This is a genomic window from Dactylosporangium sp. NPDC051485 (assembly GCF_040682015.1).
Classification (GTDB): Bacteria; Actinomycetota; Actinomycetes; order Mycobacteriales; family Micromonosporaceae; genus Dactylosporangium.
Genome location: NZ_JBFAZW010000012.1, coordinates 1 through 25,856, shown reverse-complemented (window position 1 = coordinate 25,856; position 25,856 = coordinate 1). Strand labels below are relative to the sequence as shown.

21 protein-coding genes are annotated in these 25,856 nt (G+C 72.6%); 10 read left to right on the top strand and 11 right to left on the bottom strand.

Annotated features, from left to right (window positions below; translation table 11 throughout):
- Entirely contained in the window at positions 1-573 is a 573-nt protein-coding gene (locus AB0M46_RS09055) for a hypothetical protein (RefSeq protein ID WP_363334241.1), read from the bottom strand.
- A gap of 223 nt (positions 574-796) precedes the next feature.
- Between AB0M46_RS09055 and purN the strand changes: the two genes are divergently transcribed.
- The gene (gene purN, locus AB0M46_RS09050; RefSeq protein ID WP_363334043.1) at positions 797-1,411 is read left to right on the top strand and encodes a phosphoribosylglycinamide formyltransferase; all 615 of its coding nucleotides are present in this window, start codon (positions 797-799) and stop codon (positions 1,409-1,411) included.
- Positions 1,404-2,936 carry a bifunctional phosphoribosylaminoimidazolecarboxamide formyltransferase/IMP cyclohydrolase gene (gene purH / locus AB0M46_RS09045; RefSeq protein ID WP_363334042.1) on the top strand — a complete coding sequence of 511 codons (1,533 nt, stop codon included), beginning with the start codon at positions 1,404-1,406 and terminating at the stop codon, positions 2,934-2,936. The genes purN and purH overlap by 8 nt, the downstream gene beginning before the upstream one ends.
- Before the next feature lie 18 nt (positions 2,937-2,954).
- On the opposite strand, the gene AB0M46_RS09040 is transcribed toward purH, so the two are convergent.
- On the bottom strand, positions 2,955-3,869 hold the full coding sequence (locus AB0M46_RS09040) for a hypothetical protein (protein ID WP_363334041.1): 915 nt from the start codon (positions 3,867-3,869) through the stop codon (positions 2,955-2,957).
- 31 nt (positions 3,870-3,900) lie between these two features.
- Here AB0M46_RS09040 and AB0M46_RS09035 point away from each other — a divergent pair, with 31 nt between their 5' ends.
- On the top strand, positions 3,901-4,770 hold the full coding sequence (locus AB0M46_RS09035) for a bifunctional methylenetetrahydrofolate dehydrogenase/methenyltetrahydrofolate cyclohydrolase (RefSeq protein ID WP_363334039.1): 870 nt from the start codon (positions 3,901-3,903) through the stop codon (positions 4,768-4,770).
- A gap of 30 nt (positions 4,771-4,800) precedes the next feature.
- Here the strand turns inward: AB0M46_RS09035 and pcrA are convergent, their stop codons facing one another.
- Positions 4,801-7,200, bottom strand: a complete 2,400-nt coding sequence (gene pcrA / locus AB0M46_RS09030; RefSeq protein ID WP_363334038.1) for a DNA helicase PcrA — start codon at positions 7,198-7,200, stop codon at positions 4,801-4,803.
- A gap of 270 nt (positions 7,201-7,470) precedes the next feature.
- On the opposite strand from pcrA, the gene AB0M46_RS09025 reads away from it, so the two are divergent.
- Positions 7,471-7,746 (top strand): chorismate mutase, encoded by a 276-nt coding sequence (locus AB0M46_RS09025; RefSeq protein WP_363334036.1) that lies wholly within the window; start codon positions 7,471-7,473, stop codon positions 7,744-7,746.
- A gap of 7 nt (positions 7,747-7,753) precedes the next feature.
- Entirely contained in the window at positions 7,754-8,482 is a 729-nt protein-coding gene (locus tag AB0M46_RS09020) for a PIG-L deacetylase family protein (RefSeq protein WP_363334034.1), read from the top strand.
- 7 nt (positions 8,483-8,489) lie between these two features.
- On the opposite strand, the gene AB0M46_RS09015 is transcribed toward AB0M46_RS09020, so the two are convergent.
- Positions 8,490-9,146, bottom strand: coding sequence for a response regulator transcription factor (locus AB0M46_RS09015; RefSeq protein ID WP_363334033.1), 657 nt, complete (start codon positions 9,144-9,146; stop codon positions 8,490-8,492).
- Positions 9,143-10,408 carry a PspC domain-containing protein gene (locus tag AB0M46_RS09010; RefSeq protein ID WP_363334031.1) on the bottom strand — a complete coding sequence of 422 codons (1,266 nt, stop codon included), beginning with the start codon at positions 10,406-10,408 and terminating at the stop codon, positions 9,143-9,145. Before AB0M46_RS09010 ends, AB0M46_RS09015 begins: the two co-directional genes overlap by 4 nt.
- Before the next feature lie 159 nt (positions 10,409-10,567).
- On the opposite strand from AB0M46_RS09010, the gene AB0M46_RS09005 reads away from it, so the two are divergent.
- From AB0M46_RS09005 to AB0M46_RS08995, 3 genes are all read left to right on the top strand, one after another.
- Positions 10,568-12,502 carry a PspC domain-containing protein gene (locus AB0M46_RS09005; RefSeq protein WP_363334029.1) on the top strand — a complete coding sequence of 645 codons (1,935 nt, stop codon included), beginning with the start codon at positions 10,568-10,570 and terminating at the stop codon, positions 12,500-12,502.
- Positions 12,499-12,744: a hypothetical protein gene (locus AB0M46_RS09000; RefSeq protein ID WP_363334027.1), complete on the top strand. Its 246-nt coding sequence runs from the start codon at positions 12,499-12,501 to the stop codon at positions 12,742-12,744. Before AB0M46_RS09005 ends, AB0M46_RS09000 begins: the two co-directional genes overlap by 4 nt.
- A 128-nt stretch (positions 12,745-12,872) precedes the next feature.
- Positions 12,873-14,126 carry a phosphatidylserine decarboxylase gene (locus AB0M46_RS08995; protein ID WP_363334025.1) on the top strand — a complete coding sequence of 418 codons (1,254 nt, stop codon included), beginning with the start codon at positions 12,873-12,875 and terminating at the stop codon, positions 14,124-14,126.
- Positions 14,127-14,412: 286 nt separating this feature from the next.
- Here AB0M46_RS08995 and AB0M46_RS08990 read toward each other — a convergent pair whose 3' ends face one another.
- The 5 genes from AB0M46_RS08990 to AB0M46_RS08970 form a co-directional block, all read right to left on the bottom strand.
- Positions 14,413-15,387: a CDP-alcohol phosphatidyltransferase family protein gene (locus tag AB0M46_RS08990; RefSeq protein WP_363334239.1), complete on the bottom strand. Its 975-nt coding sequence runs from the start codon at positions 15,385-15,387 to the stop codon at positions 14,413-14,415.
- Between the two features lie 278 nt (positions 15,388-15,665).
- The gene (locus AB0M46_RS08985) at positions 15,666-16,391 is read right to left on the bottom strand and encodes an NUDIX domain-containing protein (RefSeq protein ID WP_363334023.1); all 726 of its coding nucleotides are present in this window, start codon (positions 16,389-16,391) and stop codon (positions 15,666-15,668) included.
- A 5-nt stretch (positions 16,392-16,396) separates the two neighbouring features.
- Positions 16,397-17,332 (bottom strand): NUDIX domain-containing protein, encoded by a 936-nt coding sequence (locus AB0M46_RS08980; RefSeq protein ID WP_363334020.1) that lies wholly within the window; start codon positions 17,330-17,332, stop codon positions 16,397-16,399.
- Between the two features lie 61 nt (positions 17,333-17,393).
- Complete coding sequence (guaA, locus tag AB0M46_RS08975; protein WP_363334019.1) at positions 17,394-18,947, bottom strand: glutamine-hydrolyzing GMP synthase; 1,554 nt, start codon at positions 18,945-18,947, stop codon at positions 17,394-17,396.
- Positions 18,944-20,602, bottom strand: a complete 1,659-nt coding sequence (locus AB0M46_RS08970) for a GMC family oxidoreductase (RefSeq protein WP_363334017.1) — start codon at positions 20,600-20,602, stop codon at positions 18,944-18,946. The genes guaA and AB0M46_RS08970 overlap by 4 nt, the downstream gene beginning before the upstream one ends.
- A gap of 77 nt (positions 20,603-20,679) precedes the next feature.
- Between AB0M46_RS08970 and AB0M46_RS08965 the strand changes: the two genes are divergently transcribed.
- Complete coding sequence (locus AB0M46_RS08965) at positions 20,680-21,933, top strand: hypothetical protein (RefSeq protein ID WP_363334015.1); 1,254 nt, start codon at positions 20,680-20,682, stop codon at positions 21,931-21,933.
- Between the two features lie 6 nt (positions 21,934-21,939).
- Here the strand turns inward: AB0M46_RS08965 and AB0M46_RS08960 are convergent, their stop codons facing one another.
- A complete protein-coding gene (locus tag AB0M46_RS08960; RefSeq protein WP_363334013.1) occupies positions 21,940-23,190 on the bottom strand; it encodes an ABC transporter substrate-binding protein in 1,251 nt (416 codons plus the stop codon).
- Between the two features lie 200 nt (positions 23,191-23,390).
- On the opposite strand from AB0M46_RS08960, the gene AB0M46_RS08955 reads away from it, so the two are divergent.
- A partial coding sequence (locus AB0M46_RS08955) for a nitrate- and nitrite sensing domain-containing protein (protein WP_363334011.1) occupies positions 23,391-25,856 on the top strand: 2,466 nt, incomplete at its 3' end.

Sequence of the window (25,856 nt, the reverse complement as noted above, 5' to 3'; positions counted from 1 at the left end):
TTACGGGTAGGTCGAGAGACCCCAGTTGAGCGAGAACGTCAGGATCAGCACGAGGATCGTGAGGCCCGCGCCGACGATGCTGCAGATGAGGCCGGCCTTGGCCTGGCCCTCGTTGTTCGCGAGGCCCTGCTTGACCTTGTTCTGGCCCAGGAAGCTCACGATCGCGCCCGCGATGCCCAGGGGCAGGCCGAGGGAGCAGCAGAACGCCAGCGGGATGGAGGCGATGCCCAGGATCATGCCGACGAGGCCGAGCGTGTTCTGCGGCTGGGCCGGCGCACCGTAGCCCGCGTTGGGGTACGCCCCGCCCGAGGTCGGGTAAGCTCCGCCCGAGGTCGGGTACGGGGTACCGGAGACCGGCGGCTGCTGCGCGTACGGGTCCTGGTAGGCCGGCTGCTGCGGCTGGGCGTAGGGGTCCTGGTACGCGGGCTGCTGCGGCTGGGCGTAAGGGTCCTGGTACTGCGGCTGCTGGCCGTACTGCGGCTGCTGCCCATACTGGGGCTGCTGACCATAGGGATCCTGGTTGGGCTGCTGCCCGTACGGATCCTGGCCCGGTGGTGGGTAGCCCATGAATATGGCTCCTAAAGCTGGGGACACTCCGGCTACGTGGTGGTTCGCATCAGGGTAGTCCCGGGGGATACGCAACCTCGGCAGCCTACTTGCCCTCATCACCTCTGCGCAGCGCTAGAGCGGTGGAGTATCGATAACTGGACCACATTCAGACTAATTCTGTCCGCATTCGTCCGCAAATGGCGGGCAGCCCCCCGCTGAGCTGGGCCGACCCGGTCGATACAGTTTCGTGGTGACAGTTCGGCTTGTCGTACTCGTGTCCGGTTCGGGGTCGAATCTGCAGGCCCTGCTCGACGCGGCCGAGGATCCGGCCTACGGCGCGCGGGTCGTCGCCGTCGGGGCCGACCGCCCCGGCATCGAGGGGCTGGCCCGCGCCGAGCGCCGGGGCGTGCCCACCTTCGTCGCCCGGGTGGCGGACTTCGCCACCCGCGACGAATGGGACGCGGCCCTGCTGTCCGAGTGCGGCCGCTTCGAGCCCGACCTCGTGGTCTCGGCGGGGTTCCTGAAGCTGGTTGGCCCGCGCTTTCTCGGGAAGTACGAGGGCCGGTACATCAACACGCACAACGCGCTGCTCCCGGCGTTTCCCGGCATCCATGGCCCGCGCGACGCGCTCGCCTACGGCGTGAAGCTCGCCGGCGCCACGCTGCATTTCGTCGACAGCGGCGTCGACACCGGGGCGATCATCGCGCAGGTCGCGGTGCCGGTCCTTGACGACGACACCGAGGACACGCTCCTGGAGCGGATCAAAGAAGCCGAGCGCCGCCAGCTGGTCGACACGGTCGGGCGGATGGCACGCGAGGGCTGGACCGTCAACGAACGAAAGGTCAGGCTGGGCCGTGGCTAACCGCCGTCCCATCAGGCGCGCGCTCATCAGCGTCTACGACAAGACCGGGCTCGAGGAGCTGGCGCGCGCGCTGGCCGGCGCCGGTGTCGAGCTCGTCTCCACCGGCTCCACGGCCGCGCGGATCGAAGCGCTCGGCCTCCCGGTCACCAAGGTCGAGCAGCTCACCGGCTTCCCGGAGACGCTGGACGGCCGGGTCAAGACGCTGCACCCGAAGGTGCACGCCGGCCTGCTCGCCGACCTGCGGCTGGAGGCCCACGCGGCGCAGCTGGCCGAGCTGGGCATCGAGCCCTTCGAGCTGCTGGTGTCCAACCTGTACCCGTTCACCGAGACGGTCGCCTCGGGCGCCTCCGACGACGAGTGCGTCGAGCAGATCGACATCGGCGGCCCGGCCATGGTCCGCGCGGCGGCCAAGAACTTCCCGAGCGTCGCGGTGGTCACGTCACCGTCCTCCTATGAGGCGGTACTACAGGCCGTGGCCGACGGCGGCTTCACGCTGGACGAGCGGCGCGCCCTGGCCGGCCAGGCCTTCGCCCACATCGCCGAGTACGACGTCGCCGTCGCCGCCTGGTTCGCCCGCGACGACCAGCAGTTCGCGGGCACGGCCCTGCGCAAGTCCGCGACGCTGCGCTACGGCGAGAACCCCCACCAGCCGGCCGCGCTCTACCTCGACCCGGCCGCCGCCCCCGGCCTCGCCCAGGCCGAGCAGCTCGGCGGCAAGGAGATGTCCTACAACAACTACGTCGACGCCGACGCCGCCTGGCGCGCCGCGCACGACTTCACCGACCCCTGCGTCGCCGTCATCAAGCACGCCAACCCCTGCGGCATCGCGATCGGCGCCGACGTGGCCGACGCCCACCGCAAGGCCCACGCCTGCGACCCGGTGAGCGCCTTCGGCGGCGTGATCGCGGTCAACGGCCCGGTCACCACCGACCTGGCCAAGCAGATCCGCGAGATCTTCACCGAGGTCGTCGTCGCCCCGTCGTACTCCGACGAGGCCCTCGCCCTGCTCACCACCAGCGCCAACCTCCGCGTGCTGCGCGCCCCCGCCTGGCGGCCGGCCCCGCTGGAGCACCGCCAGATCTCCGGCGGCGTCCTGGTCCAGGCCGCCGACCGCATCGACGCCGACGGCGACGCGGTCGCCAACTGGACGCTCGCCTGCGGCGACCCGGCCGACGAGGCCACCCTGCGCGACCTGGAGTTCGCCTGGCGGGCCGTGCGCGCCGTGAAGTCCAACGCCATCCTGCTGGTCACCGACGGCGCGACCGTCGGCGTCGGTATGGGCCAGGTCAACCGGGTCGACTCGTGCCACCTGGCGGTGAAGCGGGCGGGCGAGCGGGCCGCGGGCTCGGTGGCGGCGTCGGACGCCTACTTCCCGTTCCCGGACGGCCCGCAGGTCCTGCTGGACGCCGGCGTCAAGGCCATCGTGCAGCCGGGCGGCTCGATCCGCGACGAGCTGACCATCGAGGCCTGCCGCGCGGCGGGCGTGACGATGTACTTCACCGGGACTCGCCACTTCTTCCACTGACGCGCGTCGCGGCCCCCGTCACGGCAGCGTGACGGGGGCCGGGACCTTCGCCCCGAAGTACATGGCGATCGCGTCGCTCACCGCGTGGGCGCCCTTCTCCAGCGTCCCGCCGGGCTTCTGCTCGTACATGGCGGCCACGACGTACCGCTCGCCGTCCCCGGCGAACCCGACCGTGTGCGTCATCCAGACGTTCTTGCCGTTGACCGGCTTCTCCGCCCATCCGTCCTTGTTGCCCGGCTTGAGGCCCGACCCGGCCGCCCAGACGCCCCAGCGCTGGTTGCTCGCCACCTTGCGCAGGGTGGTGACCAGATACGTCCGGCCCTGCGGGTCGAGCTTCTCCAGGACGTACGCCATCAGGTTCTGCAGGTCCTCGGTGCTGCACCGCAGGTTGCGCCAGAAGGTCTCGTAACCGTCGATGACGGCGAGGGAGCCCATGTTGTACTTCGAGCGGAAGCGATCCAGCATCCCGGGCCCGTCGTAGCGGTTCCACAACGCCGTCGCCGCGTCGTTGTCCGAGTTGATCAGCGCCTTGTCCAGGTTGGCCCGGTCGGTGGCGTCCAGCGCGATCTCCTTGGTGGCGTTGCGCTCGAGCAGGTCGGTCGCGATCGCCAGCTTGATCGTCGACGCCGTCCAGGTCGTGGCCGTGGTGTTCCCGGCCTTCCAGACCTGCCCGGTCACCCGGTCCCGCACGATGATCCCGAACGTCCCGGGCTGTTTCTGCACGAACGCGGCCGCCTGCGCGCCACCGCTCGCCTTGGCCGAAGCGCTCGCGGAGGTGCTCTGCGCCGGGGCGGCCCCCAGCGCGGCGTCCCCGCCCGCCTGGCGCGCCTGGCTCTCCCCGACGGCCGGCTGCACGGGCGCGGCGTCATGCCCGCCGCAGGCCGACAGGGCGAACAGGATCAAGAGGGCGACAAGCCCGCGCCGGAGCAGCACGCCCTGCACTCTAATGGCAGGATCGGAGACCGTGACGGCAACGATTCTCGACGGCAAGGCCACGGCGACCGCCATCAAGGACGAGCTCCGGCTGCGGGTCAAGGCCCTCTCGGACCGCGGCATCGTCCCGGGCCTGGGCACGATCCTGGTCGGTGACGACCCGGGCTCCCACGCGTACGTGGCGGGCAAGCACCGCGACTGCGCCGAGGTCGGCATCGCCTCGATCCGCCGCGACCTGCCGGCCACCGCCACCCAGGCCGACGTGGAGGACGCCGTCGCATCGCTGAACGCCGATCCGGCCTGCACGGGGTACATCGTGCAGCTCCCCCTGCCGGCCGGGCTGGACGAGCGCCGGATCCTGGAGCTGATCGACCCGGCGAAGGACGCCGACGGGCTGCACCCGACCAACCTGGGCCGGCTGGTCCTGAACATCCCGGCGCCGCTGCCGTGCACCCCGCACGGCATCGTCGAGCTCCTGCGGCGCTTCGACATCCCGATCGCGGGCGCCGAGGTCACGGCCATCGGGCGCGGGCCGACGGCGGGCCGGCCCCTCGGGCTGATCTTCACCCGCAAGACCGAGAACGCCACCGTGACCCTCTGCCACACCGGCACCCGCGACCTGGCCGCCCACACGCGCAACGCCGACATCGTCATCGTCGCCGCCGGGTCCGCCGGGCTGCTGACCCGCGACATGGTCAAGCCCGGGGCGGCGGTCCTGGACGTGGGCGTGACCCGGGTGGCCACGGACGACGGCAGGTCGCGCCTGGTGGGGGACGTGGCGCCGGAGGTGGCCGAGGTGGCGGGCTACCTGGCCCCGATGCCCGGCGGCGTGGGCCCGATGACCCGCGCCATGCTCCTGGCCAACGTCGTCGAGCTGGCAGAGCGTCAGGTCACGTCGTAATCGGTTGATTCCCGACGGACGTGTCGGGCTTCAGATTTTCTCCACCGCCGCGTGACGCAGGACGATCCACATCACCTGGTCGCCGAAGTCGATCTGCGCCTGGGCGCGCGGGCCGGCGCCCTCCACCGCCAGCACCCGGCCGAGGCCGTAGCGCTGATGGTTGACCCGGTCCCCCACGGACAGGGACGGCACGTCGCGCTGCAGCTCGCTCGCCGTCGACAGCTTCGAGGCGTCCAGGCCGAGCTTCGCGGCCAGCTGGGCCGCCTTCGGCGTGCCGCCGACGAAGGACGACGTGCGGGTCTGGGTGGTCCCGGAACCGCGGCCGCCGACGCCCGCGCGGCCGGACCAGCTGGTGTACGCCGCATCCGTGCGCTCCCACCGGACCAGCTCGGGCGGCAGCTCCTCCAGGAAGCGCGACGGCGGGTTGTAGGCCGGCTGGCCCCAGGCCGAGCGGGTGACCGCCCGGGAGATGTAGAGGCGCTGCCGGGCGCGGGTGATCCCGACGTACGCCAGGCGGCGCTCCTCCTCGAGTTCCTTGCGGTCGCTCATGGCCCGCTGGTGCGGGAAGACGCTGTCCTCCAGGCCGGTGAGGAACACCACAGGGAACTCCAGGCCCTTGGCCGTGTGCAGGGTCATCAGCGTGACGACGCCGGTGTGGTCGGGGTCGTCGGTCGGGATCTGGTCGGCGTCGGCGACCAGCGAGACCTGCTCCAGGAAGCCGGGCACGCTCGGGCCGGGCACCGCGGTGGCGTCCCCCTGCTCGGCGGCGGCGGCAACGGTGGCCTCGGTGCGCTCGGTGTACTCGCGGGCGACGCTCACGAGCTCCTGGAGGTTCTCCACCCGGCCCGCCTCCTGCGGGTCGGTGCTCTCCTCGATCTCGCTCAGGTAGCCGGAGCGGTCCAGCGCGGCCTCCAGCACCTCCTCGGGCAGCGCGGTGGCGGCCATCGTGCGCAGGTCGTCGAGCAGCGCGACGAACTCGCCGATCGCGTTGACGGCCCGGGTCGAGATGCCGGGGGCCTCGCTCGCGCGGCGCAGCGCGGCGCCGAAGGAGATCCGGTCCCGGCTCGCGAGGGCCTCGATGCAGGCCTCGGCGCGCTCGCCGATGCCTCGGCGGGGGGTGTTGAGGACCCGGCGGACACTCACCGTGTCGTCCTCGTTGGCCACGGCGCGCAGGTAGGCCAGCGCGTCGCGGACCTCCTTGCGCTCGTAGAAGCGGACGCCGCCGACCACCTTGTAGGGCAGGCCGAAGCGGATGAACATCTCCTCGAAGACGCGGGACTGCGCGTTGGTGCGGTAGAACACGGCCACGTCGGCCGGGCGCACGCCCTCGGCGTCGGAGAGCCGGTCGATCTCGCGGGCCACCCAGTCGGCCTCGGCGTGCTCGGTGTCGGCGACGTAGCCGACGATCTGCTCGCCGTTGCCCTGGTCGCTCCACAGGCGCTTGGGCTTGCGGTCGGTGTTGCGCCCGATCACGGCGTTGGCCGCGTTGAGGATCGTCTGGGTGGAGCGGTAGTTCTGCTCCAGCAGGATCGTGTGCGCGTTGGGGAAGTCGCGCTCGAACTCCAGGATGTTGCGGATGGTGGCGCCGCGGAAGGCGTAGATCGACTGGTCGGCGTCGCCCACCACGCAGAGCTCGCCGGTGTCCCCGACCAGCTCCTTCACCAGCATGTACTGCGCGTGGTTGGTGTCCTGGTACTCGTCGACGAGGACGTGGCGGAAGCGCCGGCGATAGGTCTCGGCGACCTCCGGGTGGCTCTGCAGCAGGTGCACCACGCGCATGATCAGGTCGTCGAAGTCGAGCGCGTGGGCCTCGGAGAGCCGCTGCTGGTACAGCGTGTAGGCCTCCGCCAGCGCGCGCTCGGCCGGCCCCTTGGCGGTGGCCGCGAAGGCCTCCGGGTCGACCAGCTCGTTCTTCAGGTTCGACACCTGGGTGGCCAGGCCGCGGGCCGGGTAGCGCTTCGGGTCGAGGTCCAGCTCGCGCGCGACCAGCTGCATGAGCCGGCGGGAGTCGTCGGCGTCGTAGATCGAGAACGTCGACTTGAGCCCGGCGTGGTCGTGCTCGGCCCGCAGGATGCGCACGCAGGCCGAGTGGAACGTGGACACCCACATCAGCCGGGCGCGGTTGCCGACCAGCCTGGCGACGCGCTCCTTCATCTCGCCGGCGGCCTTGTTGGTGAACGTGATGGCGATGATCTCGCCGGGGTGCACGTTGCGGGCGCCCAGCAGGTAGGCGATGCGGCTCGTCAGCACCTTGGTCTTGCCGGATCCGGCGCCGGCCACGATGAGCAGCGGGCTGCCCTCGTGGGTCACCGCATCACGCTGGGGGCCGTTGAGCCCGTCCAGCAGGTCGCGCTTGGGCGGTCGGGGCGGCGCCGCCGGGGCCTCGGGCTGCGGCGGGCGCGACTGGGGTACGTCGAAGAGAGCATGCATCGCCTGGCGAGTCTATGCCCGCTCGTACGGATGGCCGAAAACCGACGCGTCCCAAGTTCCGGCAAGGACTTTCCGCCGCGACGCGGGGCGTGCCATACTCGGCTACGTGATCGAGCAGGCGCGCTACTCCTTTTTTTACGGCTACCGGAGTCCGGCAGCCGTAGGTCGCGCCTGATCGCAAAGCCTACTGACGCCCCGGGCTCCGAAGCCCGGGGCGTTCGCGTTCCCGGGCGACGGAAACTGGACCCAACCGCAAAGGAACGAAGAGAAATGGCCGCCGTCACCATGGACCAGCAGACCACTCCCGACCAGCACATCGCCGGCCTGCGCAACCGCATCGACGAGATCGACGCGGCGATCGTCGCGCTCTGGAAGGAGCGCGCGTCGATCTCGCAGGAGGTGGGCAAGACCCGCATCGCCGCCGGCGGGACCCGCCTCGTGCTCTCCCGCGAGCGCGAGATCCTGGAGCGCTTCAGCGCGGAGCTCGGCGCCGACGGCACGCAGCTGGCACTGCTCATCCTGCGCGCGGGCCGGGGTCCGCTGTAATAGGTGTATGACCTTTCCTCCATCGGCGACGCCGCTGACTGACGTGCAGCGCGTGCTGTGCGTGCTCGCGCACCCCGACGACGTGGACTTCGGCTCGGCCGGCACGGTCGCGACCTGGGTCGACGCCGGCCTCGAGGTGGCCTACCTGCTCGTGACCCGGGGCGACGCGGGCGGGTTCGACGACACGCCCCGGGAGCAGATGCCGATCCTGCGCGAGGCCGAGCAGCGCGCGGCCGCCGCGGCCGTGGGCGTCAAGCAGGTGGAGTTCCTGGACGGGTACCGCGACGGCGTCCTCGAACCGACCATCGCCCTGCGCCGGGACATCACCGCGGCGATCCGCCGTTTCCGCCCCGACCGGGTCCTCACCAACTCGCCCCTGCGCCGCTGGGACCGCCTGGCCGGGCCCAGCCACCCCGACCACCTGGCCGCCGGCGAGGCGACCACGTGCGCGGTCTACCCCGACGCGCGCAACCCGTTCACGTTCACCGACATCGGGCTGGAGCCCTGGACGGTGCGCGAGATCTGGTACAGCGGCGGCCCCGACCCCGATCACATGATCGACGTCACCGACGTGTTCCCGCGCAAGCTGGCGGCCCTGCGGGCGCACGCGTCGCAGACCTCGCACATCGAGGGCTTCGAGGAGATGCTGCGCCAGCGCCACGCGATGGTGGCCAAGGCCGCCGGGCTGCCCGAGGGGCGCCTGGCCGAGGGCTTCTCCGTGTTCTCGACCGCCTGACCCTTCCCTATACGAGACGGCGGTCGGCGGCCCAGCGGGACAGCTCGTAGCGGTTGGACATCTGCAGCTTGCGCAGCACGTTGGAGACGTGCGTCTCGACCGTCTTGATCGAGATGAACAGCTCCTTGGCGATCTCCTTGTAGGCGTAGCCCCGGGCGAGCAGCCGGAGCACCTCCCGCTCGCGGTTGGTGAGCTGGTCGAGCTCGGGGTCGGCCACCGGGGCGTCGGGGCGGGCGGCGAAGGCGTCGAGCACGAAGCCGGCCAGCCGGGGGCTGAACACCGCGTCCCCGTCGGCGACCCGGCGGATGGCGTCGGCGAGCTCGTCGGGGGAGATCGTCTTGGTGACGTACCCGCGGGCGCCGGCCCGGATGAGCCCGATCACGTCCTCGGCCGCGTCGGAGACGGACAGCGCGAGGAAGCGCACCTGCGGGTGGGAGCGGCGCATCGCGTCGAGCACCGCGCGGCCGCCGCCGTCGGGCATGTGCACGTCGAGCAGCACGACGTCGGGCTCGATCGCGGAGATCTTCTGCACCGCCTCGGCGACCGCGCTCGCCTCGCCGACGACGTCGACGTGCAGGCCGAGCTCGGCCCGGACGCCGGCCCGGAACATCGCGTGGTCGTCGACCAGGAACACCCGCAGCCGCTGGGTCTCTTCGGTGCTCATCGTTCTCCGCTTTCGCTCATGGACTTCCGGCGCCGGGACTCGGTGTCGATCGGCATGGACAGGCGCACCTCGGTGCCCTCCCCCGGCGTGCTTCGGATCTCGGCCTTGCCGCCGTGGCGCTGCATGCGCAGGACGATCGAGCCGCGCACGCCGTGCCGGTCGGCGTCCACGGCCTTCAGGTCGAAGCCGGCGCCCCGGTCGCGCACGAAGACGCTGACGCAGTCGGGCTCCACCTCGGCGTACAGCGAGATCGTCTGCACCTTGGCGTGCTTGGCCGCGTTGACCAGCGCCTCGCGGGCGGCCGCGACGATCGCGCCGACCTTCTCGTCGACGTCCACGTCGCCGACGACCACGGTCTCCACCGCGACCGCGAACGTGTCCTCGACCTCGGCCGAGGCCTCCTCCAGCGCCGCGCTGAACTTCTCCATCGGCGAGGCCGTCGGCTTGTACAGCCAGTTGCGCAGCGTCCGCTCCTGCCCCCGGGCGAGGCGCTGCACCTCCTTGAGGTCCCCCGCGTTGCGCTGGATGAGCGCGAGCGTGTGCAGCACCTGGTCGTGGATCATGGCGGCCAGCTCGGCCCGCTCCTGCTCCCGCACCCGGGCCTCGCGCTCGGCGCTGAGCTGGGTGAACATGCGGTGCAACAGCGGGGCCAGCGCCAGGCCGACGCCGGCCAGCGCGACGGCGGCGAAGCCCAGGCCGTAGCCGATCGAGGAGAACGGCACGCCGCGCAGGGGCACCACGCCGACCACGAACACGCCGATGATCCCGGAGACGACCAGCAGGCCGCCGCCGACGAAGCGGACGAGGTACGACTTGCGGTTGTTGTCCATGGCCGCGCCCAGCCACGGCATGCCCGGCACGGTGGCCGACCAGCGCTCGCGGCGCTTCGGGTCGGCCTGGTGCCAGATGATGCCGGCGCCGAGCGCGATGACGGCCGCGAGCCAGCCGATGACCGCGGAGGCGGTGCCGTCCGGCTGCACCATCAGGCGCAGGATCACCACGCCGACGCCGAGCGCGAGGAACGCGAAGAGCTGGTTGACGTTGCGCCCGCCGTGGCGGCCGTGCGGCTGCAGCGGCAGGACCGCCCAGAACGCGGCGTAGAGCAGCGCGCCGAGCCCGTTGAAGGCCGCCAGCACCACGAACGCCACCCGCACCAGCAGGACCGACGCGCCGAGGTGCGCGGCGATGCCCGCGGCGACGCCCGCGACGACCCGGTCGGCGGGCTCGCGATACAGGCGGCGGACGGGGATCGGGCTGCTCATTGCGCTCGTTTCTGGTGGCCGGCGGATTCGGTACCCCCGAATCGTCACATGAAGGACTGCGGCGAAACCACTCCGAGCGCCCCGGAGCCGCAGAATCAGGGTGGCGTCAGGGTCGGTGCCTGAGGCGGTGGCGGGGGCCCATCGGCGAGCATTGGTGGCATGACGAACCCGCCTGCCGCCGACGAGCCGGGTGCCATCCCCGCCGCGCAACGGTCCGCGGAGCCGGTGGACGAGCACGCGCCGGCCGCCACCGGCACTCCTCCCGTGTCCGGCGATCCTGCCGCGTCCGACACCCCTGCCGTACCCGGCATCCCTGCCGTGCCCGGACAGGACGACGCGCCCCGCTTCGAGGCCGACTACGGCCCGAATGACATGGCTACGCCAGCCGACTGGCCTTCATCGGAGGAGCCGCCGCCCCGCTACACGCCTCCGCCGCCTCCGCCGCCGCCCGGGGGCAGCATGCCCCCGCCGCCGCCCGGGGCCGGGACGCCTCCTCCCCCGCCGCCCGGTGGCAGCGTGCCGCCGCCGCCCGGTGGCCAGCCGCCGTTCGGGTTCGGCAACCCGCCGTTCGGCGGCGCGTTCAACCGGGCGCTGCTGGTGCGGCCGCAGCAGGGCCGCTATGTGGCCGGCGTCTGTGCGGCCATCGGCCGGGCCACCAACACCGACCCCACACTCTGGCGGGTCATCTTCGCCGTGCTGACGCTGGCCGGCGGGGTGAGCATCGTGGCGTACCTCCTCGGCTGGCTCCTCCTGCCCGCCGAGGGCGACACCGGCTCGCCTCTGGAGGCGCTGCTCGGCCGCGGGCGCTCGGCCACCTCCGCGCCGCTGGCCATCACCATCGGCGTGTTCGCGGTGCTCGCGTTCCTGCTGATCATGTCCCACAACCTGGGCGCCGCCATGGTCGGGCTGGCGATCGTGATCGGCGTGGTCGCCCTCTTGGTGCGCGGTCAGCAGAACACCGGGCAGCCGCCCCCGGCCGGGCCCTTCGTGCCGCCGGCGGTGCCCAACCCGACGGCCGGCGCTCCCTCGGGTCCGGCGCCGTTCGGCACCGGCTTCGGCGCGGGGCCGGCGACGGCGGGCGCCCAGCAGTTCGGGTCGCCGTCGTTCGGGTCGCCGCCGCCCGGGCCGATGTCGTTCGGGGCGCCGCCGTTCGGGGCGCCGTCGTTCGGGCCCGGCACGACCACGCCCACCGGGACGCCGGCCGCCGAGCCCGTCCCAGAGGAGCCGGCGCGGACCGCCGAGATCCCGCCGGTCGAGTCCACGGCCGTGCAGGAGGCGATCATGGTGCCGCCTCCGCCGGTCATACCGCCGATCCTGCCGATCCCGCCGCTGCCCCCGATGCCGGCGGCCGGGCCCGGGTACCGGCCGCCGTTCGCGCCGCACGGGCCGTACGCGACGAGCAGCCCGTACGCGCGCAGCCTGGGTGGCTTTCCGCCGCCGGGGGTGCCGGTCCCGCCGTACCCCGGGCTGGCCCCGGTCCCGCCGAAGCCCCGCAAGGAGAAGTCCAAGCTGGGCCGGATCACGTTCTCGCTGATCGTGCTCTCGCTGGGCATCCTGGCCGCGCTGCAGGTCACCGTGGTGGACTTCAAGGTGAGCACGTTCTTCGCGGTGCCGCTGGCCATCACCGCCCTGGGCCTGATCACGGGCGCGTGGCTCGGCCGGGCCCGGGTGCTCATCCTGCTCGGCGCCGTGCTGAGCATCGCCCTGGCGATCTCGACCGCGGCGAGCGTGCCCGCACCGCACCGCACGGAGAACATCACCGTCACGCCCGTCTCGGTGAGCGCCCTGCACCCGGAGTACTCCACGGATCTGGGCAACGTCACCGCGGACCTCACCGGGATCGACTTCGTCGACCAGGACGTGTCGGTGGCCTTCCGGGTCCGCGTCGGCAACATCAACATCACGGTCCCGCCGAACGTCGACGTCACGGTCAACGTGCGCATCCAGGGCGGGGACTGCAGAGTGTTCGACCATGGCTGCGGCGGGTTCAAGCAGACCAGCTCGTTCACCGATCTGGGCGCGGACGGCCCGGGTGGAGGCAAGCTCCACCTCGACCTGGACCTGCAATGGGGCGATGTGAGGGTGACCCGATGAAGCCACACCGTCTGGACGGCGTCTCGCTGACGTTCGGCCTGATCTTCCTGGGAATCGTGGTGGTCTGGCTGTTCAACCAGGCCGTCTCGGTGCATCTCAGCGCCGGCTGGATCGTGGCCGGGGGCCTGATCCTGTTCGGGCTGCTCGGCCTGCTGGGGGCGCTGCGCTCCGACAAACCGTCGGAGCGCGGCAAGGCCGGTGGGAGCACGGATCCGTACGACTACGACCTGGACGGCGACTGACAGCTCGCGGCACCGAATATGCTGGTCGGCGGGGCTTGCGTCCCCGCCGGCCAGTTTTCGGCGTCTCGAGCCTTACTCGCCGGCCTTCTCCAGAACTCGCCGACTTTCTCCAGAGGAGCCCTTCCGAGATGACCCAATTTCCCGTTGGCGGCCCGTCCGGCGCACCCCGCCGTCCGATCCAGATCGGTGACCGAGCCGCCCGGGTTCTCGCATCCGAGCTCGCCCGCCACGGCGGCCCCAAGACCGGCCTGGTCATCGGCGCCGTGGCCGGCTCGCCCGCCCTGGCCGCGGCGATCGACGCGCTGCTGCCGGACGACCGGCTGACCGTGGTCGGCACCGGGCCCGACGCCGCGGCCGCTCTGCGCGAGCACGTGGATCGGCAGGGCCGCTGGGTCGCCGAGCGCACCCGGGTGCTCGAGTCGGTGGACGCCGCCGAGCCGGCCGACGTGGTGATCCACGCCGAGGCGCTGGCCGGCAGCGCGGAGGACGCCCGCACGGTCCTCACCGAGATGGCCAAGCTGGTCAGCCCCGGCGGCGTGCTCACCGTCGTGGTGCCGGCCACCCGGCTGCCCAGCGGGGCGGCCGACGAGGTGGAGCGGCAGGCCGCGCTGTACGGCGTCGGCAGCGACCTGGTCCTGCGCAACGTGCCGCCGGTGCGCATTCACCGGCTGCGGCACACCCCGGCCGACCACACGACGGCGGCCAACCTGCTGCCCGCCCTGCGCCCCTCGAGCGTCCCGCTGACCCGCGGCATGCACATCGACTCCAACGGCGTGGCCGCGGCCGGCATCGCGCTGGGCCTGGCCGCGCTGGCCAAGGCGGCCCGCCCGAAGTCGAAGCTGTGGCTGGTCCCGGCCCTGGCCGCGGCCCCGGTGGCGGCCTTCTTCCGCGACCCGCAGCGCGACGTCCCGGAGGACCCGCGCGCCGTGGTGGCGGCCAGCGACGGCAAGGTGCTGGGCGTCGAGCGGATGGAGGACAAGCGCTTCGGCGACATGGAGTTCCTGCGCATCGCGGTCTTCCTGTCGGTCCTCGACGTGCACGTCAACCGCGCCCCGGTAGCCGGCAAGGTGATCGACTACTTCGTCGAGGACGGCGGCTTCGCCCCGGCCATGAACCCCGAGGCCGAGCACAACGTGGCGGCGTACACCCTGCTCGAGACCGCCCGCGGCCCGGTCGCGGTGGTGCAGCGCACCGGCCTGATCGCCCGCCGCATCGTCCAGCGCGCCCCGATCGGCTCCCTGCTGGCCAAGGGCGAGCGCTTCGGCCTGATCCGCTTCGGCTCCCGCACCGACGTCTACCTCCCGGCCGACAAGGCCACGCCGGTCGTGGCGCCGGGCGACCGCGTCGTCGGCGGCCAGGCGGTCATCGCCACTTGGCACTGAGCCAGCCTACGAGCGGGTATTCGCCGGCGGCGGATACCCGCTCGTGAGGTTCGGGCGAAACTCGACATGTCGGGCGCTCCGCGCCGCGACATGTCGGATTTATACCCCGGCAGGCGGAAAATCGCGGCTAGAGCCTCCGCATCGTCGCCCAAATCGGACTTAAGCCCCGGCGGGCGAAAAATCTGATAAGTCGCGGCGCGCAGCGCCCGACTTATCGAAAACGATCTCGCCGGCCAACGAAAAGAGGGGCCCCGAAAGGGCCCCTCTTCGTTCGCTGTAGACCGGGTCAGGCGGCCTGGTCGTGGCGACGCTGGCGCAGCCAGATCAGCGGACCGCTCACCAGGTAGGCCAGGACCACCAGGGCGAAGGTCATCCGGAAGTTGACCAGCGCGCCGATCACCGGCAGCACCAGCAGCCACGGCGGCAGCTTCGCCAGGCGGGCGAGCTTCGCGTAGGGGAAGCTCGACACCATGGCCAGGCCGAGCAGCACGACGCCGGCCACCCGCACCACCGGGGGCATCGCCGGGGCGATCAGCGTGCTCAGGGCCAGCACGGCGGCGCACATCGTGGTCGGGACGCCGCAGAAGAAGCGGCCGTCCTTCGGGGAGACGTTGAAGCGGGCCAGGCGGATCGCGGCGGCCGCGGCCACCAGCGCGCAGGCCGGGACGAGCAGGGCGGCCGGGGCCGAGCCGTTGAGCCAGGCGTAGACCACCACCGGGGCGGCCAGGCCGAACGAGCACATGTCGGCCAGCGAGTCCATCTGGGCGCCGAACGGGCTCGCCACGCCGAGGCGGCGGGCCAGGAAACCGTCCAGGCCGTCGAAGACCACGCAGGCGATGAGCAGCGCGGCGGCGATCCGCACGTCGCCCTGGTTGACCGCGATGAAGATGGCCGACAGGCCGAGCATGAGGCTGCTCAGGGTGCAGGCGTTGACCAGCGCGAACCGGATGCGACGGGCCAGCGTGCGCTCGCCGGGCAGCAGCGGGATGGCCAGCGGGGCCGGCTCCTCGTCCCGGGCGGCCGCGGGGCCGGCCACGGGCGGGCTGACGGGCGCGAGGGACATCGCCTCGGAGGTCAGGTCCCGTGACAGTCCGTCACGACGGCGCATCCGCAGGCGCGGCAAGCGAACCCGGCCGGTGCCGGCGTCGGTCTCCACGGGGGGCACGAGCAGCGACGTCGCGCCGGCGACGTTGCCCTCACCACGGCGGCCGACGCGTCCGGCGAAGAGCACCTGGCGGGCGAGGGAGCCGCTGCGCCGCAGCCGTCCCGCCCACTGCCGGCCTCCACCGGGACGCGGACTGTCCGTGGTGCGTCGTCGCTGCCAAGGTGCTCTCGGCACTGATCCTCCATGTAGGAACGAGGTTCCCACGGTCGCGGTATCGGGGGCCTTTGCCCCCTGGTGTCCGTTTCACGAGACCGTCTCGCGATCTACACGATCCCATATCGGATCGCGGTTGGCGATGCCCCGCGGAGGAAACCGCCATCCGGGGCGAGCCGCGGGACTACTCAGTGTAGTTACCCGTTAACCTCTAGTCCATTTTAACGAGACCTGTCACTGCCCGTCGCGAGCAGTGACCCGGCCCACTGTACGACCTCTGTCACCGACAGCGCAGCGAGCTCCGCGGGGTCGAACCAGGCCGCCGCCGCGGTCGAGCCGCCGGCCGCCTCCGTCACGCTCGGTACGGACGGCTCGGGCACGAGCACCCGGTAGAGCGCCCGGACCGCGTGCCAGTTCATCGGGTACCCCTCCGGGCCCACGGCCCCCAGGCTCCTGCGGTGGTTGACCCCGAGCAGCTCGACGATCTCGCCGTGCTGGCCGGTCTCCTCGAACAGCTCGCGCAGCAGCGCGTCGGCCGGCTGCTCGCCCACGTCGGTGCCCCCGCCGGGCAGGTGCCAGCGGCCGGCGCCGGGAAAGCCGGGGGCGATCTCGGCGAGCAGCACCCGGCCGGCCGGGTCGGTGACGAGGCCGTAGGCGGCGAACCGCTGCCCCTGGGGCAGGTCGGACTCGACGGCCTCGTCGGAGGAAGCCACCGCATCCGGGAGAGCGGGAACCACGGCGAACGTGACGCGGTCCTCGTGCAGCGACGGGGTGACGAGGGCGTTGACGTGCAGTACCCCCGAAACCACCACCGGCAGGCCGGCCTCCTCGCGGAACAGCCGGACCACCGCGGAGGCGGGGTCCTCCCCGTGCCGGATCGGGCCGCCGATCTGCTCGTCCGCCCCCGGCAGGCACCCGTAAACGGTGATCACCCGTGTCTGCGTCATACCGATCAGCGTAGGCCGACGCCGCGCAGGGCCTCCTCGGTGACCTCGGTCAATGGCAGCTCGTCGAGGTCCTCCGGGTCGAACCAGCGGGCCTCGGCGGTGGAGCCGCCGACGTCGTGGATGACCGGGCGGCTGGAGCGGGCCACGTGCACGCGGTAGAACGCGCGCACGCCGTGCCAGTCGATCGGGTAGCCCTCCGGGCCGAGCTGGGCCGCGTCGCGGTGGCTGGCCACGCCGAGCAGCTCGGTGATCGTCCCCTCCTGGCCGGTCTCCTCGACCAGCTCCCGGACGAGCGCCACGCCGGGCTGCTCGCCGAAGTCGGTGCCGCCGCCGGGCAGGTGCCAGCAGCCGCCGCCCGGGTAGCCGTCGGAGATGCGGGTGAGCAGCACGCGGTTGCGCCGGTCGGTGCACACGGCGTAAGCCGCGAAGCGCTGCGCGCGGTGCAGGCCGTCCGGGCCGGGCACGGCATAGAAGGAGGGGACCTCGGGCACCCCGTCGGGGCGGATGTCGGCCTCGGCGTCGGGCAGGCCGAGCGCGTCGGCGGTGAACCGGCGCAGCGGCAGGGCCTTGGCCTCCTCCAGGGTCACCCAGCGGGCCAGGTCGGTGGGCTGGCCGACCCGGTCGCGCAGCGCGCCGCCGCGGATGGTGACCTCGTAGATCAGCCGGTCGGTGTGAATGGTGAGGCCTCGCGTCGGCAGCGCACGCATGTCGGCCAGCACGTCGCGCAGGCCGGCCACGGCGACCGACAGGCCGGTCTCGGCCGCGGTCTCGCGCACGACGGTGTCGACCGGGTGCTCGCCGTGGTCGACGGCACCGCCGGGCAGCGACCAGGCGCCCGGCGTGCCGGACTTGGCCGAGGCGCGCACGAGCAGGAACTTGTCGCCGTCAGTGCAGACGCAGTAGGCCGCGATGCGCCGCAGTGGCTGTAACGCAGGAGTCACGTCGATAAATTGTCCGGCTTTTGCAGGCCGCGGCAAGAGCGAAACCACCCTGAAGGGGGATTCACTCCCATTCAATGGTGCCCGGCGGCTTGGACGTAACGTCCACGACCACGCGGTTGACCTCCCGGACCTCGTTCGTTATCCGGGTCGAAATCTTCGCGATCAGCTCGTGCGGCAGGCGCGACCAGTCGGCGGTCATCGCGTCGTCGCTGGAGACGGGGCGCAGCACGATCGGGTGACCGTAGGTCCGCCCGTCACCCTGGACCCCGACGCTGCGCACGTCGGCCAGCAGCACCACCGGGAACTGCCAGACGCTGCGGTCCAGCCCGGCCGCGGTGAGCTCCTCGCGGGCGATGAGGTCGGCGGCGCGCAGGATGGCCAGCCGCTCCTCGTCGATCGCGCCGATGATCCGGATCGACAGCCCCGGGCCCGGGAACGGGTGGCGCATGACGATCTCCTCGGGCAGGCCGAGGGCCGCGCCGATCTGCCGTACCTCGTCCTTGAACAGCGTCCGCAGCGGCTCGACCAGCGCGAACTGCAGGTCGTCGGGGAGCCCGCCCACGTTGTGGTGGGACTTGATGTTGGCCGTGCCGGTGCCCCCGCCGGACTCGACGACGTCGGGGTAGAGGGTGCCCTGCACGAGGTACTCCACGTGCCCCTCGGCGTCGATCTCGCGTGCGGCCGCCTCGAAGGTGCGGATGAACTCACGCCCGACGATCTTGCGCTTCTGCTCGGGGTCGGTGACCCCGGCCAGCGCGCCGAGGAAGGTGGCGGAGGCGTCGACGACCTTGAGGTTGATCCCGGTCGCGGCGACGTAGTCCTTCTCGACCTGCTCGGCCTCGCCCGCGCGCAGCAGCCCGTGGTCCACGAACACGCAGGTCAGCTGGTCGCCGACGGCCTTGTGGACCAGCGCCGCGGCGACCGCGGAGTCGACGCCACCGGACAGCCCGCAGATCACCCGCTTGCCGCCCACCCGGGACCGGATCGCCTCGACCTGCTCCTCGATGATGTTGTTCGAGGTCCAGGTGGGCTCGATGCCGGCGATGTCGTAGAGGAACCGGCGCAGCACCTCCTGGCCGTGCGGGGTGTGCGCCACCTCGGGGTGGAACTGCACGCCGGCCAGGCGGCGATCGGTGTCCTCGAAGGCGGCCACCGGCGCACCCGGCGAGCCGGCCGTGACCGTGAAGCCGGCCGGCGCGGCGGTCACGCAGTCGCCGTGGCTCATCCACACCGACTGCTCCCCCGGCAGGTCGCGCAGCAGCACGCCGCCGCCGGACGCGACCGTCAGCGGGGTGCCGCCGAACTCGCGCAGGCCGGTGTGGGCGGCCTCGCCGCGCAGGGCCACGGCCATCGCCTGGAAGCCGTAGCAGATGCCGAAGACCGGCACCCCGGCCTCGAACAGGGCCGGGTCGACCTGCGGCGCACCCTCCTCGTAGACCGACGACGGTCCGCCGGAGAGGATGATCGCGGCGGGGCGCTTGGCCAGGATGTCCGCCACCGGCATCGAGCTCGGCACGATCTCCGAGTAGACGTGGGCCTCGCGCACCCGGCGCGCAATCAGCTGCGCGTATTGGGCGCCGAAGTCGACGACGAGAACCGGCGGCGGCGTGGTCATGTGCAAAAGCCTAGTCGGAGTGCGGCCGGAGCCTGCGCCGGGACCGCCGGACGTGACGGAGCTATCGGCGCCACAGGCTCATAGGGCGCGCCCAGCTCGGGGCGCGGATCGGCCGCGCCCCTGTTCGGCCACATCGACATCGCCCGCTCGGCCTGGGCGGTGATCGTCAGCGAGGGGTTCACCCCCAGGTTGGCCGAGACGGCGGCGCCGTCGACCACGTGCAGCCCCGGGTGGCCGTAGACGCGGTGGTACGGATCGACGACCCCGGTCGCCGCGGAGTCCCCGATCGCCGCGCCGCCCAGGATGTGCGCGGTCAGCGGGATGTTGAACACCTCCGACCAGCTGCCGCCCGGCAGTCCGCCGATCTCCTCGGCGAGCAGGCGGACCGCCTCGTTGCCGGCCGGGATCCACGCCGGGTTGGGCTCGCCGTGGCCCTGCGTGGTGGTCAGGCGCCGCCGGCCGGTCCAGCCCCGCCGGTAGCGCACGTCGAGGGAGTTGTCCAGCGACTGCATGACCAGCGCGATCACCGTCTGGTGCGACCAGCGGCGCACCGAGAGGACCCGCAGGTGCCGGACGGGGTGGCGGAAGAAGGCGCCGAACCAGCGCAGCGGGCGCCACGGGCCGCCGTCGGTGAGCACGGTCTGCAGCAGGCCCATCGCGTTGGAGCCGGGGCCGTAGCGGACCGGCTCGATGTGGGTGCTGGCGTCCGGGTGGAACGAGCTGGTGATGGCCACGCCGTCGGTGAAGTCGGCGCCCTTGCGCAGCGTTCGGGCCCCGACGATGGCCTCCGAGTTGGTCCGGGTGAGCGTGCCCAGCCGCCGGGACAGGTGCGGCAGCACGCCGTCGGCCCGCATCCGCAGCAGCAGCCGCTGCGTGCCCAGCGCCCCGGCGGCGAAGACGACCTGGCCGGCCTCGAAGGTCCGGCGCCGGCCGCGGCGGCCGGTGCCGCGGGTGCGCACCGTGTAGCCGCCGTCGCCGGCCGGGCGGACCTCGGTGGCCGTGGTCAGCGCGAACACCTCGGCGCCCATCCGCTCGGCGAGGTACAGATAGTTCTTGACCAGGGTGTTCTTGGCCCCGACGCGGCAACCGGTCATGCAGCTGCCGCAGTGCTCGCAGCTTTGGCGCTGCGGCCCGGCCCCGCCGAAGTAGGGGTCGACGCCGGAGCGGCCGAAGTAGACCCCGACCGGGGTGGGGTGGAAGCTCTCGCCGACCCCCATCCGCTCCGCGACCTTGCGAAACGCCTTGTCGGCGCTCGTGGTGCGGGCGTAGGTGGCCACCCCGAGCATCCGCTCGGCCTGGTCGTAGAACGGCTCGAGCTCGGCCCGCCAGTCGGTGATACCCCGCCACTGCGGGTCGTCGTAGAAGGGCTGGAGCGGGCGGTACAGCGTGTTGGCGTACACCAGCGAGCCGCCCCCGACGCCGGCCCCGGCCAGCACGAGCACGTTGCGCAGCATGGTGATCCGCTGGATGCCGTAGCAGCCGAGCGCCGGAGCCCACAGGAAGCGCCGGGCATCCCAGGACGTCTTCGGGAACTCGTCGTCGGCGAAGCGCCGCCCGGCCTCGAGCACCGCGACCGAGTACCCCTTCTCGGCCAGGCGCAACGCGGTCACGCTGCCGCCGAAGCCGGAGCCGATCACCACGACGTCATAGCGCATGCCCTATATTGACTGCCCAGTAACTTAGGCGGAAGGCCCTTCGGTTTCCGCACCGGTCTGCGGCAGACTGGACAACTATGGCGAGACTTCCCGGCGGGCTGACCGTTTGGCGTGGTCGCCGGCTGCTGGGGACCCCGGCCCCGTCGTCGCCACCCGCGCTGCCCTCGGTCGATGCGGCCCACCACGCCGCCCTGCACTCGGTCGTCCTCGACGCGGTGAAGTTCGCCGATGCCCAGCCGCCGCCTTCGGTACATCTCGGCGGCCCCGCCACCGTCCGCACCACGGCCGGCGTGCTCGTCATCGGGCTCCCGCTGGTGTGGGGGCTCTCGGCCGACGAGCTGCGGATGCTGATCACCCACGAGCTGGCGCAGCCCGCCTCCCGCCACCCCGACCTGGTCCGCGGCCTGCTCGAGGCGCGGCGGCACACCCCGGGGTCGCAGAAGACGGCCGCCCGGCACGCCCGGCTGCTGGCCGCCACCGAGACGCTGCTGGGCGAGGCCGAGCAGGTCCGCGACGCGGCGGCGGTGACCGCGGCCGGCGGCGGGCTCTCCGCGGTCGAGGACGCGGCCCGGGCGCTGCTCAAGGCGGCCGCGATCGAGGCCGCCTTCGCCGCCTTCGCCGCGGCCCCGCTGGCCTCGGGCACGATGTCGGCGCACGCGACCGGCTCGCTGCCCGCCACCGGCCCGATCCGGGCCGAGGACCTGCACGAGGGCTGGCGGCTGCGGCTGGCCCGCTGGGGCGCCCCGGCCACGGACGCCGCCACCCTGCAGGCGGCGCTGGCCCCCCACCACCCGGGGCTGGCCGGGGAGCTGCGGGCGCCGGTCGACGGGCCGCTGGTGCGCCTCGCCCCGGACGCGGCCCCTCTGGACGAGCTGGGGCCGGCGGCCCTGCGGGCGCTGGCCGCCGAGGCGCTGCCGGAGGGGACCGCCGGCGAACCCTGGGTGCGCCTCGCCGACCTGCCCGTCGAGGCCTACCTGCCCGACGTCGAGCGGCGGGCGCGGCAGTACGTCGAAGCGGTCAGCACCGTCCTGGGCCGCGCGCCGGACACCCGGGGCGAGCTCGCCGGCACCCTGCTGCGCCGCCCCGTCGACGTGGAGCGGGCCCGGCGAGGGCTGCCGCCCGGCGGCGAGGAGGACGCCGCCGCGCCGCCCTGGATGGGGGCCGCGCTGCTGGCGGTGGTCGTGGAGTACACCTTGCTGCGCAAAGGCTGGAAGCGTGAGCATCCGCTGCTGCCGCGCCGGCTGACGGCCCCGGGCGGCGCGGCGGAGGTCATCGACCTCAACGAGCTGGTCCGCAGCGACCCGGGGGCCCTGCGCGAGCATCTCGGCTAGTGCGGGCTACAGCAGCAGCGTGGGCGTCGCGGCCAGCTCGATCGGGTGCACCACGAGGTAGCCGTTGGGCGAGCGCTGCTCGACCACGCCGGCGGCCAGCTGGTTGACGCCGTTGCCGTCGAAACGCACCCCGTTCCACGGCATGATCGTCTGCGTGGCCGGGATGTTCACGCCCTGCACCGCGTTGCGCACCGACGACTTGGTGTAGTCGGCCGCCTGGTCCATGCCCAGGGCCAGGACCAGGGTGGCCATGAACGCGCCGGCCGCCACCTCGGTCAGCTTGGTGTGGTACGCCTGCTCGTACATCGCGCCGATGACCTGGGCGATCGGGTTGCGCGCGGCGAACTCGCCGGACCAGCCGGCGGCCCGCAGCGCGACCGGGTTCTTCACCCCGTCCAGCGCCGACACCGCCGGCCCGAGCGCGATCACCGGCGCGGTGCCCTTGAGCTTCACCGCGAGTTCGTTGGCCGCGGCCGCCTCGGCCGGGCTGGTCACGACGGCCAGCACCGCGTCGCCCTTGGTCACCTGGCTGGCGGACGGGTTGGGCGTGGCCAGCGACACCACCTCGTCCTTGCCGGCCGCCTGGTAGCCGGCGGCGAGGCTCAGGTCCTGGATGGAGGTCTTCAGGCTCGCCACCTCGTCGCCCAGCGCGCCCGTGGGGGCCCCCGCCGCCGTGACGATGCGGCGGTACTGCGAGGTCTCCTTCTGCCGGTAGAGCAGATCGAGCGCCGTGGTGACCTCGTGCTGGTCGCTCGGCTGGATGCGGAAGTGCCCGGTGCGGTTGAGCTCACCGAACGTGTCCGAGGTGCTCAGCGCGTCAACCAGGGGCACGCCGAGCAGGTCGGTGACCCGGCCGGCGGACAGCGCGACGTCGATCGTGTCGGCCACGACGAGCCCGACCGCGCCGTTGTCGACCAGGCGGGTGGTCTCCTTCTCGACCTTCTCCGGCGCGCTCTCGGTGTTGCCGGGGATGAGCGTCAGCTTGGTGCCGTTGCGCAGGCCGGCCCCGGGGCCGAGCGGCAGGGGCAGCGGCTGGGCCGGCACGTCCCGGTTGACCAGCTCGATCGCGAGCCTCGCGCCCAGCGTCGCCTGCTGGCCGATCTGCGCGTTGGGGCCGCTGCTGGGCACCAGCAGGCCGATCGCGACGGTGGCGGGCGGGGTGGCCGCCGGCTTCCCGCCTCCGGTGCACGCCGACATGAGTAACGCCGACATCAGCGCCAGGGCGGTCACTGCGGGCCGGAAGCCCCGGGTGAGCACGGCGAATGACTCCTTGTGGCGCGCGGGAGGTCGGACGGCCGTATCCTTCCCCTCTGATCTATGCGTAGCAAGCCCGCTGTCCTGCTTCGAGTAATGTGACCTGCGCCACCATGACGTGGTTGGACACACGTCACATCCCTGGTTTGATAAGGGCCGCACGCTGCTCAGGCAGCGCGATGACGCATGCGAAAGGTGTGAGGGTGCAGACCTTCGCTTCGCCGCCTTCCACGAGGGCTCCCGCCGTCGTGATGAAGGTGAACAGCCATCGCCGCAGGCGGCCGGGGGAGCCGCAGCGGCGCAGCGCATCCCTGTTCCGGGTGCGCGACTGGCGGGTGCCCACGAAGCTCGCAGCCGTTCTGGTGCTGCCCGCCGTCGCCTTCCTGGTCATCGCCGGCGTGCAGATCAACCTTTCCGTGCAGGACGCGACGAAGCTGGACCAGTTCGCCCAAGGGGTCAAGGTCGGCCGCCAACTGACCGATCTTATCCACCAGTTGCAGGTGGAAAGGGACCGAACGGCCGGAGTTCTGTCCAAGCCGATGACCGCGGCGACGCCGCCCGGGCAGAACTCGGCCGCCGACGAGCTCGCGGCCAGCTACGCCGCGACCGACGCGGCCCTGCTGGCCTTCTCCACCCAGGCCAGGCCGCTGCTGCGCAACCCGGTCTTCAGCCAGACCCAGAACCGCATCAACGCCGACTTCCAGGACCTCGCGCTCGTCCGGGCCGGGGTCAAGGCCCGTTGGCTGCGCGGGGAGGCGGTGTTCCAGCAGTACAGCGTCACCATCCAGCACCTGTTCGACCTGGTGCCGGACCGCCCCGACATCGGCGGCGACTCCGAGTCGGTGGCCGAGGTCTCCTCGCTGATGGATCTCGCCCAGTCCAAGGAGCTCAAGGACCAGCTGCGCGGGCGGATCTTCGCCGCGGCCAGCGCCGGCAAGTTCGCCCCGGACGACTTCGAGACGTTCTCGGAGATCCAGGCCCGGCAGGTGGCCGCCGTGGAGCGCTTCCGCGCCTCGGCGAGCCCCCGGCACCTGGCGCTCTACGACCGCAACCTTCGCCAGCCCGCCGTCTCCACCGTCGCCCGCCTGCAGCGGGACATCATCTCCCGGTCCCGGGGCGCCGCCGTCGGCGTCTCCGCCGAGGACTGGTGGCGGGCCAGCACCCAGGAGCTGGACTACCTCCGCAGCATCGAGAAGGAGATGCTGGAGGACGCCATCAAGGGCGCCGGGGACCGCAGCGCCACCCAGCGCACCAACGCGATCCTCGCCACCTCGGCGATCGTGCTGGTCATGCTGCTGGCCCTGCTGCTGTCCTGGCTCATCGGCCGGTCGATGGCCCGCTCGCTGCGCCAGCTGCGGGCCCAGGCGCTCGACGTGGCCCAGCACCGCCTGCCCGAGGCGATCCAGCGGCTGCGGACGCTGCCGCGCGGCGAGACGGTCACCGTCGACACCACCACCCGCGTGCGCTCCTCCGACGAGATCGGCGAGGTGGCGGACGCGTTCACCGCCGTGCACCGTTCCGCGGTCAGCCTGGCCGTCGAGCAGGCGGTCATGCGGCGCAACGTCAACTCGATGTTCGTCAACCTGGCCCGCCGGTCGCAGACGCTGGTCGAGCGCCAGCTGCAGCTGCTGGACCAGCTGGAGTCGGCCGAGACCGACCCGGACCAGCTGGCCAACCTGTTCCGGCTGGACCACCTGGCCACCCGCATGCGCCGCAACGACGAGAACCTGCTGGTCCTCGCGGGCAGCGAGGCGACCCGGCGGTGGGCCCAGCCGGTGTCGCTGTCGGCCGTGATGCTGGCGGCGATGGCGGAGATCGAGCAGTACGCCCGCATCCGCCACGACGTGTCCAACGACATCTACCTCGTCGGCCACGCCGTCTCCGACATCGTGCACCTCTTCGCCGAGCTGCTGGAGAACGCGACGACGTTCTCCCCTCCGGACACCGTGGTGACGGTGACCGGCTGGCCCGCCCAGGGCGCCCGCGAGGCAACGATCGTCATCGAGGACAAGGGCATCGGCATGACCGAGTCCGGCCTCATCGAGGCGAACGAGCGCGTCACCAGCCCGATCGCCATCGACGTGGCCGCCTCCGAGCGGATGGGCCTGGTCGTGGTCGGCCACCTCGCCGACCGGCACGGCGTCTCGGTCCGGCTCACCGCCACCGAGGACGGCGTGACCGCGTACGTCACGCTCCCCGCCCGGCTGCTGGCCAGCCCGCCGGAGGGCGCGGGGCTGTACGGCAACGCGCCCAACCAGCTCGTCGGCGCGGCCCGGCTGCCGATCCCGGTCGACGGCGGCACCTCGCAGGCGCCGGCCGGGGTGGATTCGAGCGACTCGCCGACGGCGGTGCTGCCGGCGCTGCCCGCTCGCCTGCCTTCCGCCGACGTGGAAGACGCCGTGGTCGTCGAGGACGCGGAGCGTACCCCGCCGACGTCCAATGTTCCGGACATTCCGGACGTTGCCGCAGCGCCGTTGCCGGCCGCTGTGAGCCGGACCGCGCCGGTGTCGGCGGCTCCTGTCTCGGCCGCTCCTGTCTCGGCTGCACCCGTTTCGGCGGTCCCGGTGTCGGCCGCACCGGTCTCGGCCGCGCCCGTCTCCGCCGCGCCCGTCTCGGCCGCGTCGGTGTCGGCCGCGTCGGTGTCGGCCGCGTCCGCTTCCGGGTCGCCG

Coding starts and splice junctions, on each gene's coding strand:
- pcrA (WP_363334038.1), bottom strand. CDS start 7,200: ATGCATGCTCTCTTCGACGTACCCCAGTCGCGCCCGCCGCAGCCCGAG.
- AB0M46_RS09025 (WP_363334036.1), top strand. CDS start 7,471: ATGGCCGCCGTCACCATGGACCAGCAGACCACTCCCGACCAGCACATC.
- AB0M46_RS09020 (WP_363334034.1), top strand. CDS start 7,754: ATGACCTTTCCTCCATCGGCGACGCCGCTGACTGACGTGCAGCGCGTG.
- AB0M46_RS09015 (WP_363334033.1), bottom strand. CDS start 9,146: ATGAGCACCGAAGAGACCCAGCGGCTGCGGGTGTTCCTGGTCGACGAC.
- AB0M46_RS09010 (WP_363334031.1), bottom strand. CDS start 10,408: ATGAGCAGCCCGATCCCCGTCCGCCGCCTGTATCGCGAGCCCGCCGAC.
- AB0M46_RS09005 (WP_363334029.1), top strand. CDS start 10,568: ATGACGAACCCGCCTGCCGCCGACGAGCCGGGTGCCATCCCCGCCGCG.
- AB0M46_RS09000 (WP_363334027.1), top strand. CDS start 12,499: ATGAAGCCACACCGTCTGGACGGCGTCTCGCTGACGTTCGGCCTGATC.
- AB0M46_RS08995 (WP_363334025.1), top strand. CDS start 12,873: ATGACCCAATTTCCCGTTGGCGGCCCGTCCGGCGCACCCCGCCGTCCG.
- AB0M46_RS08985 (WP_363334023.1), bottom strand. CDS start 16,391: ATGACGCAGACACGGGTGATCACCGTTTACGGGTGCCTGCCGGGGGCG.
- guaA (WP_363334019.1), bottom strand. CDS start 18,947: ATGACCACGCCGCCGCCGGTTCTCGTCGTCGACTTCGGCGCCCAATAC.
- AB0M46_RS08970 (WP_363334017.1), bottom strand. CDS start 20,602: ATGCGCTATGACGTCGTGGTGATCGGCTCCGGCTTCGGCGGCAGCGTG.
- AB0M46_RS08965 (WP_363334015.1), top strand. CDS start 20,680: ATGGCGAGACTTCCCGGCGGGCTGACCGTTTGGCGTGGTCGCCGGCTG.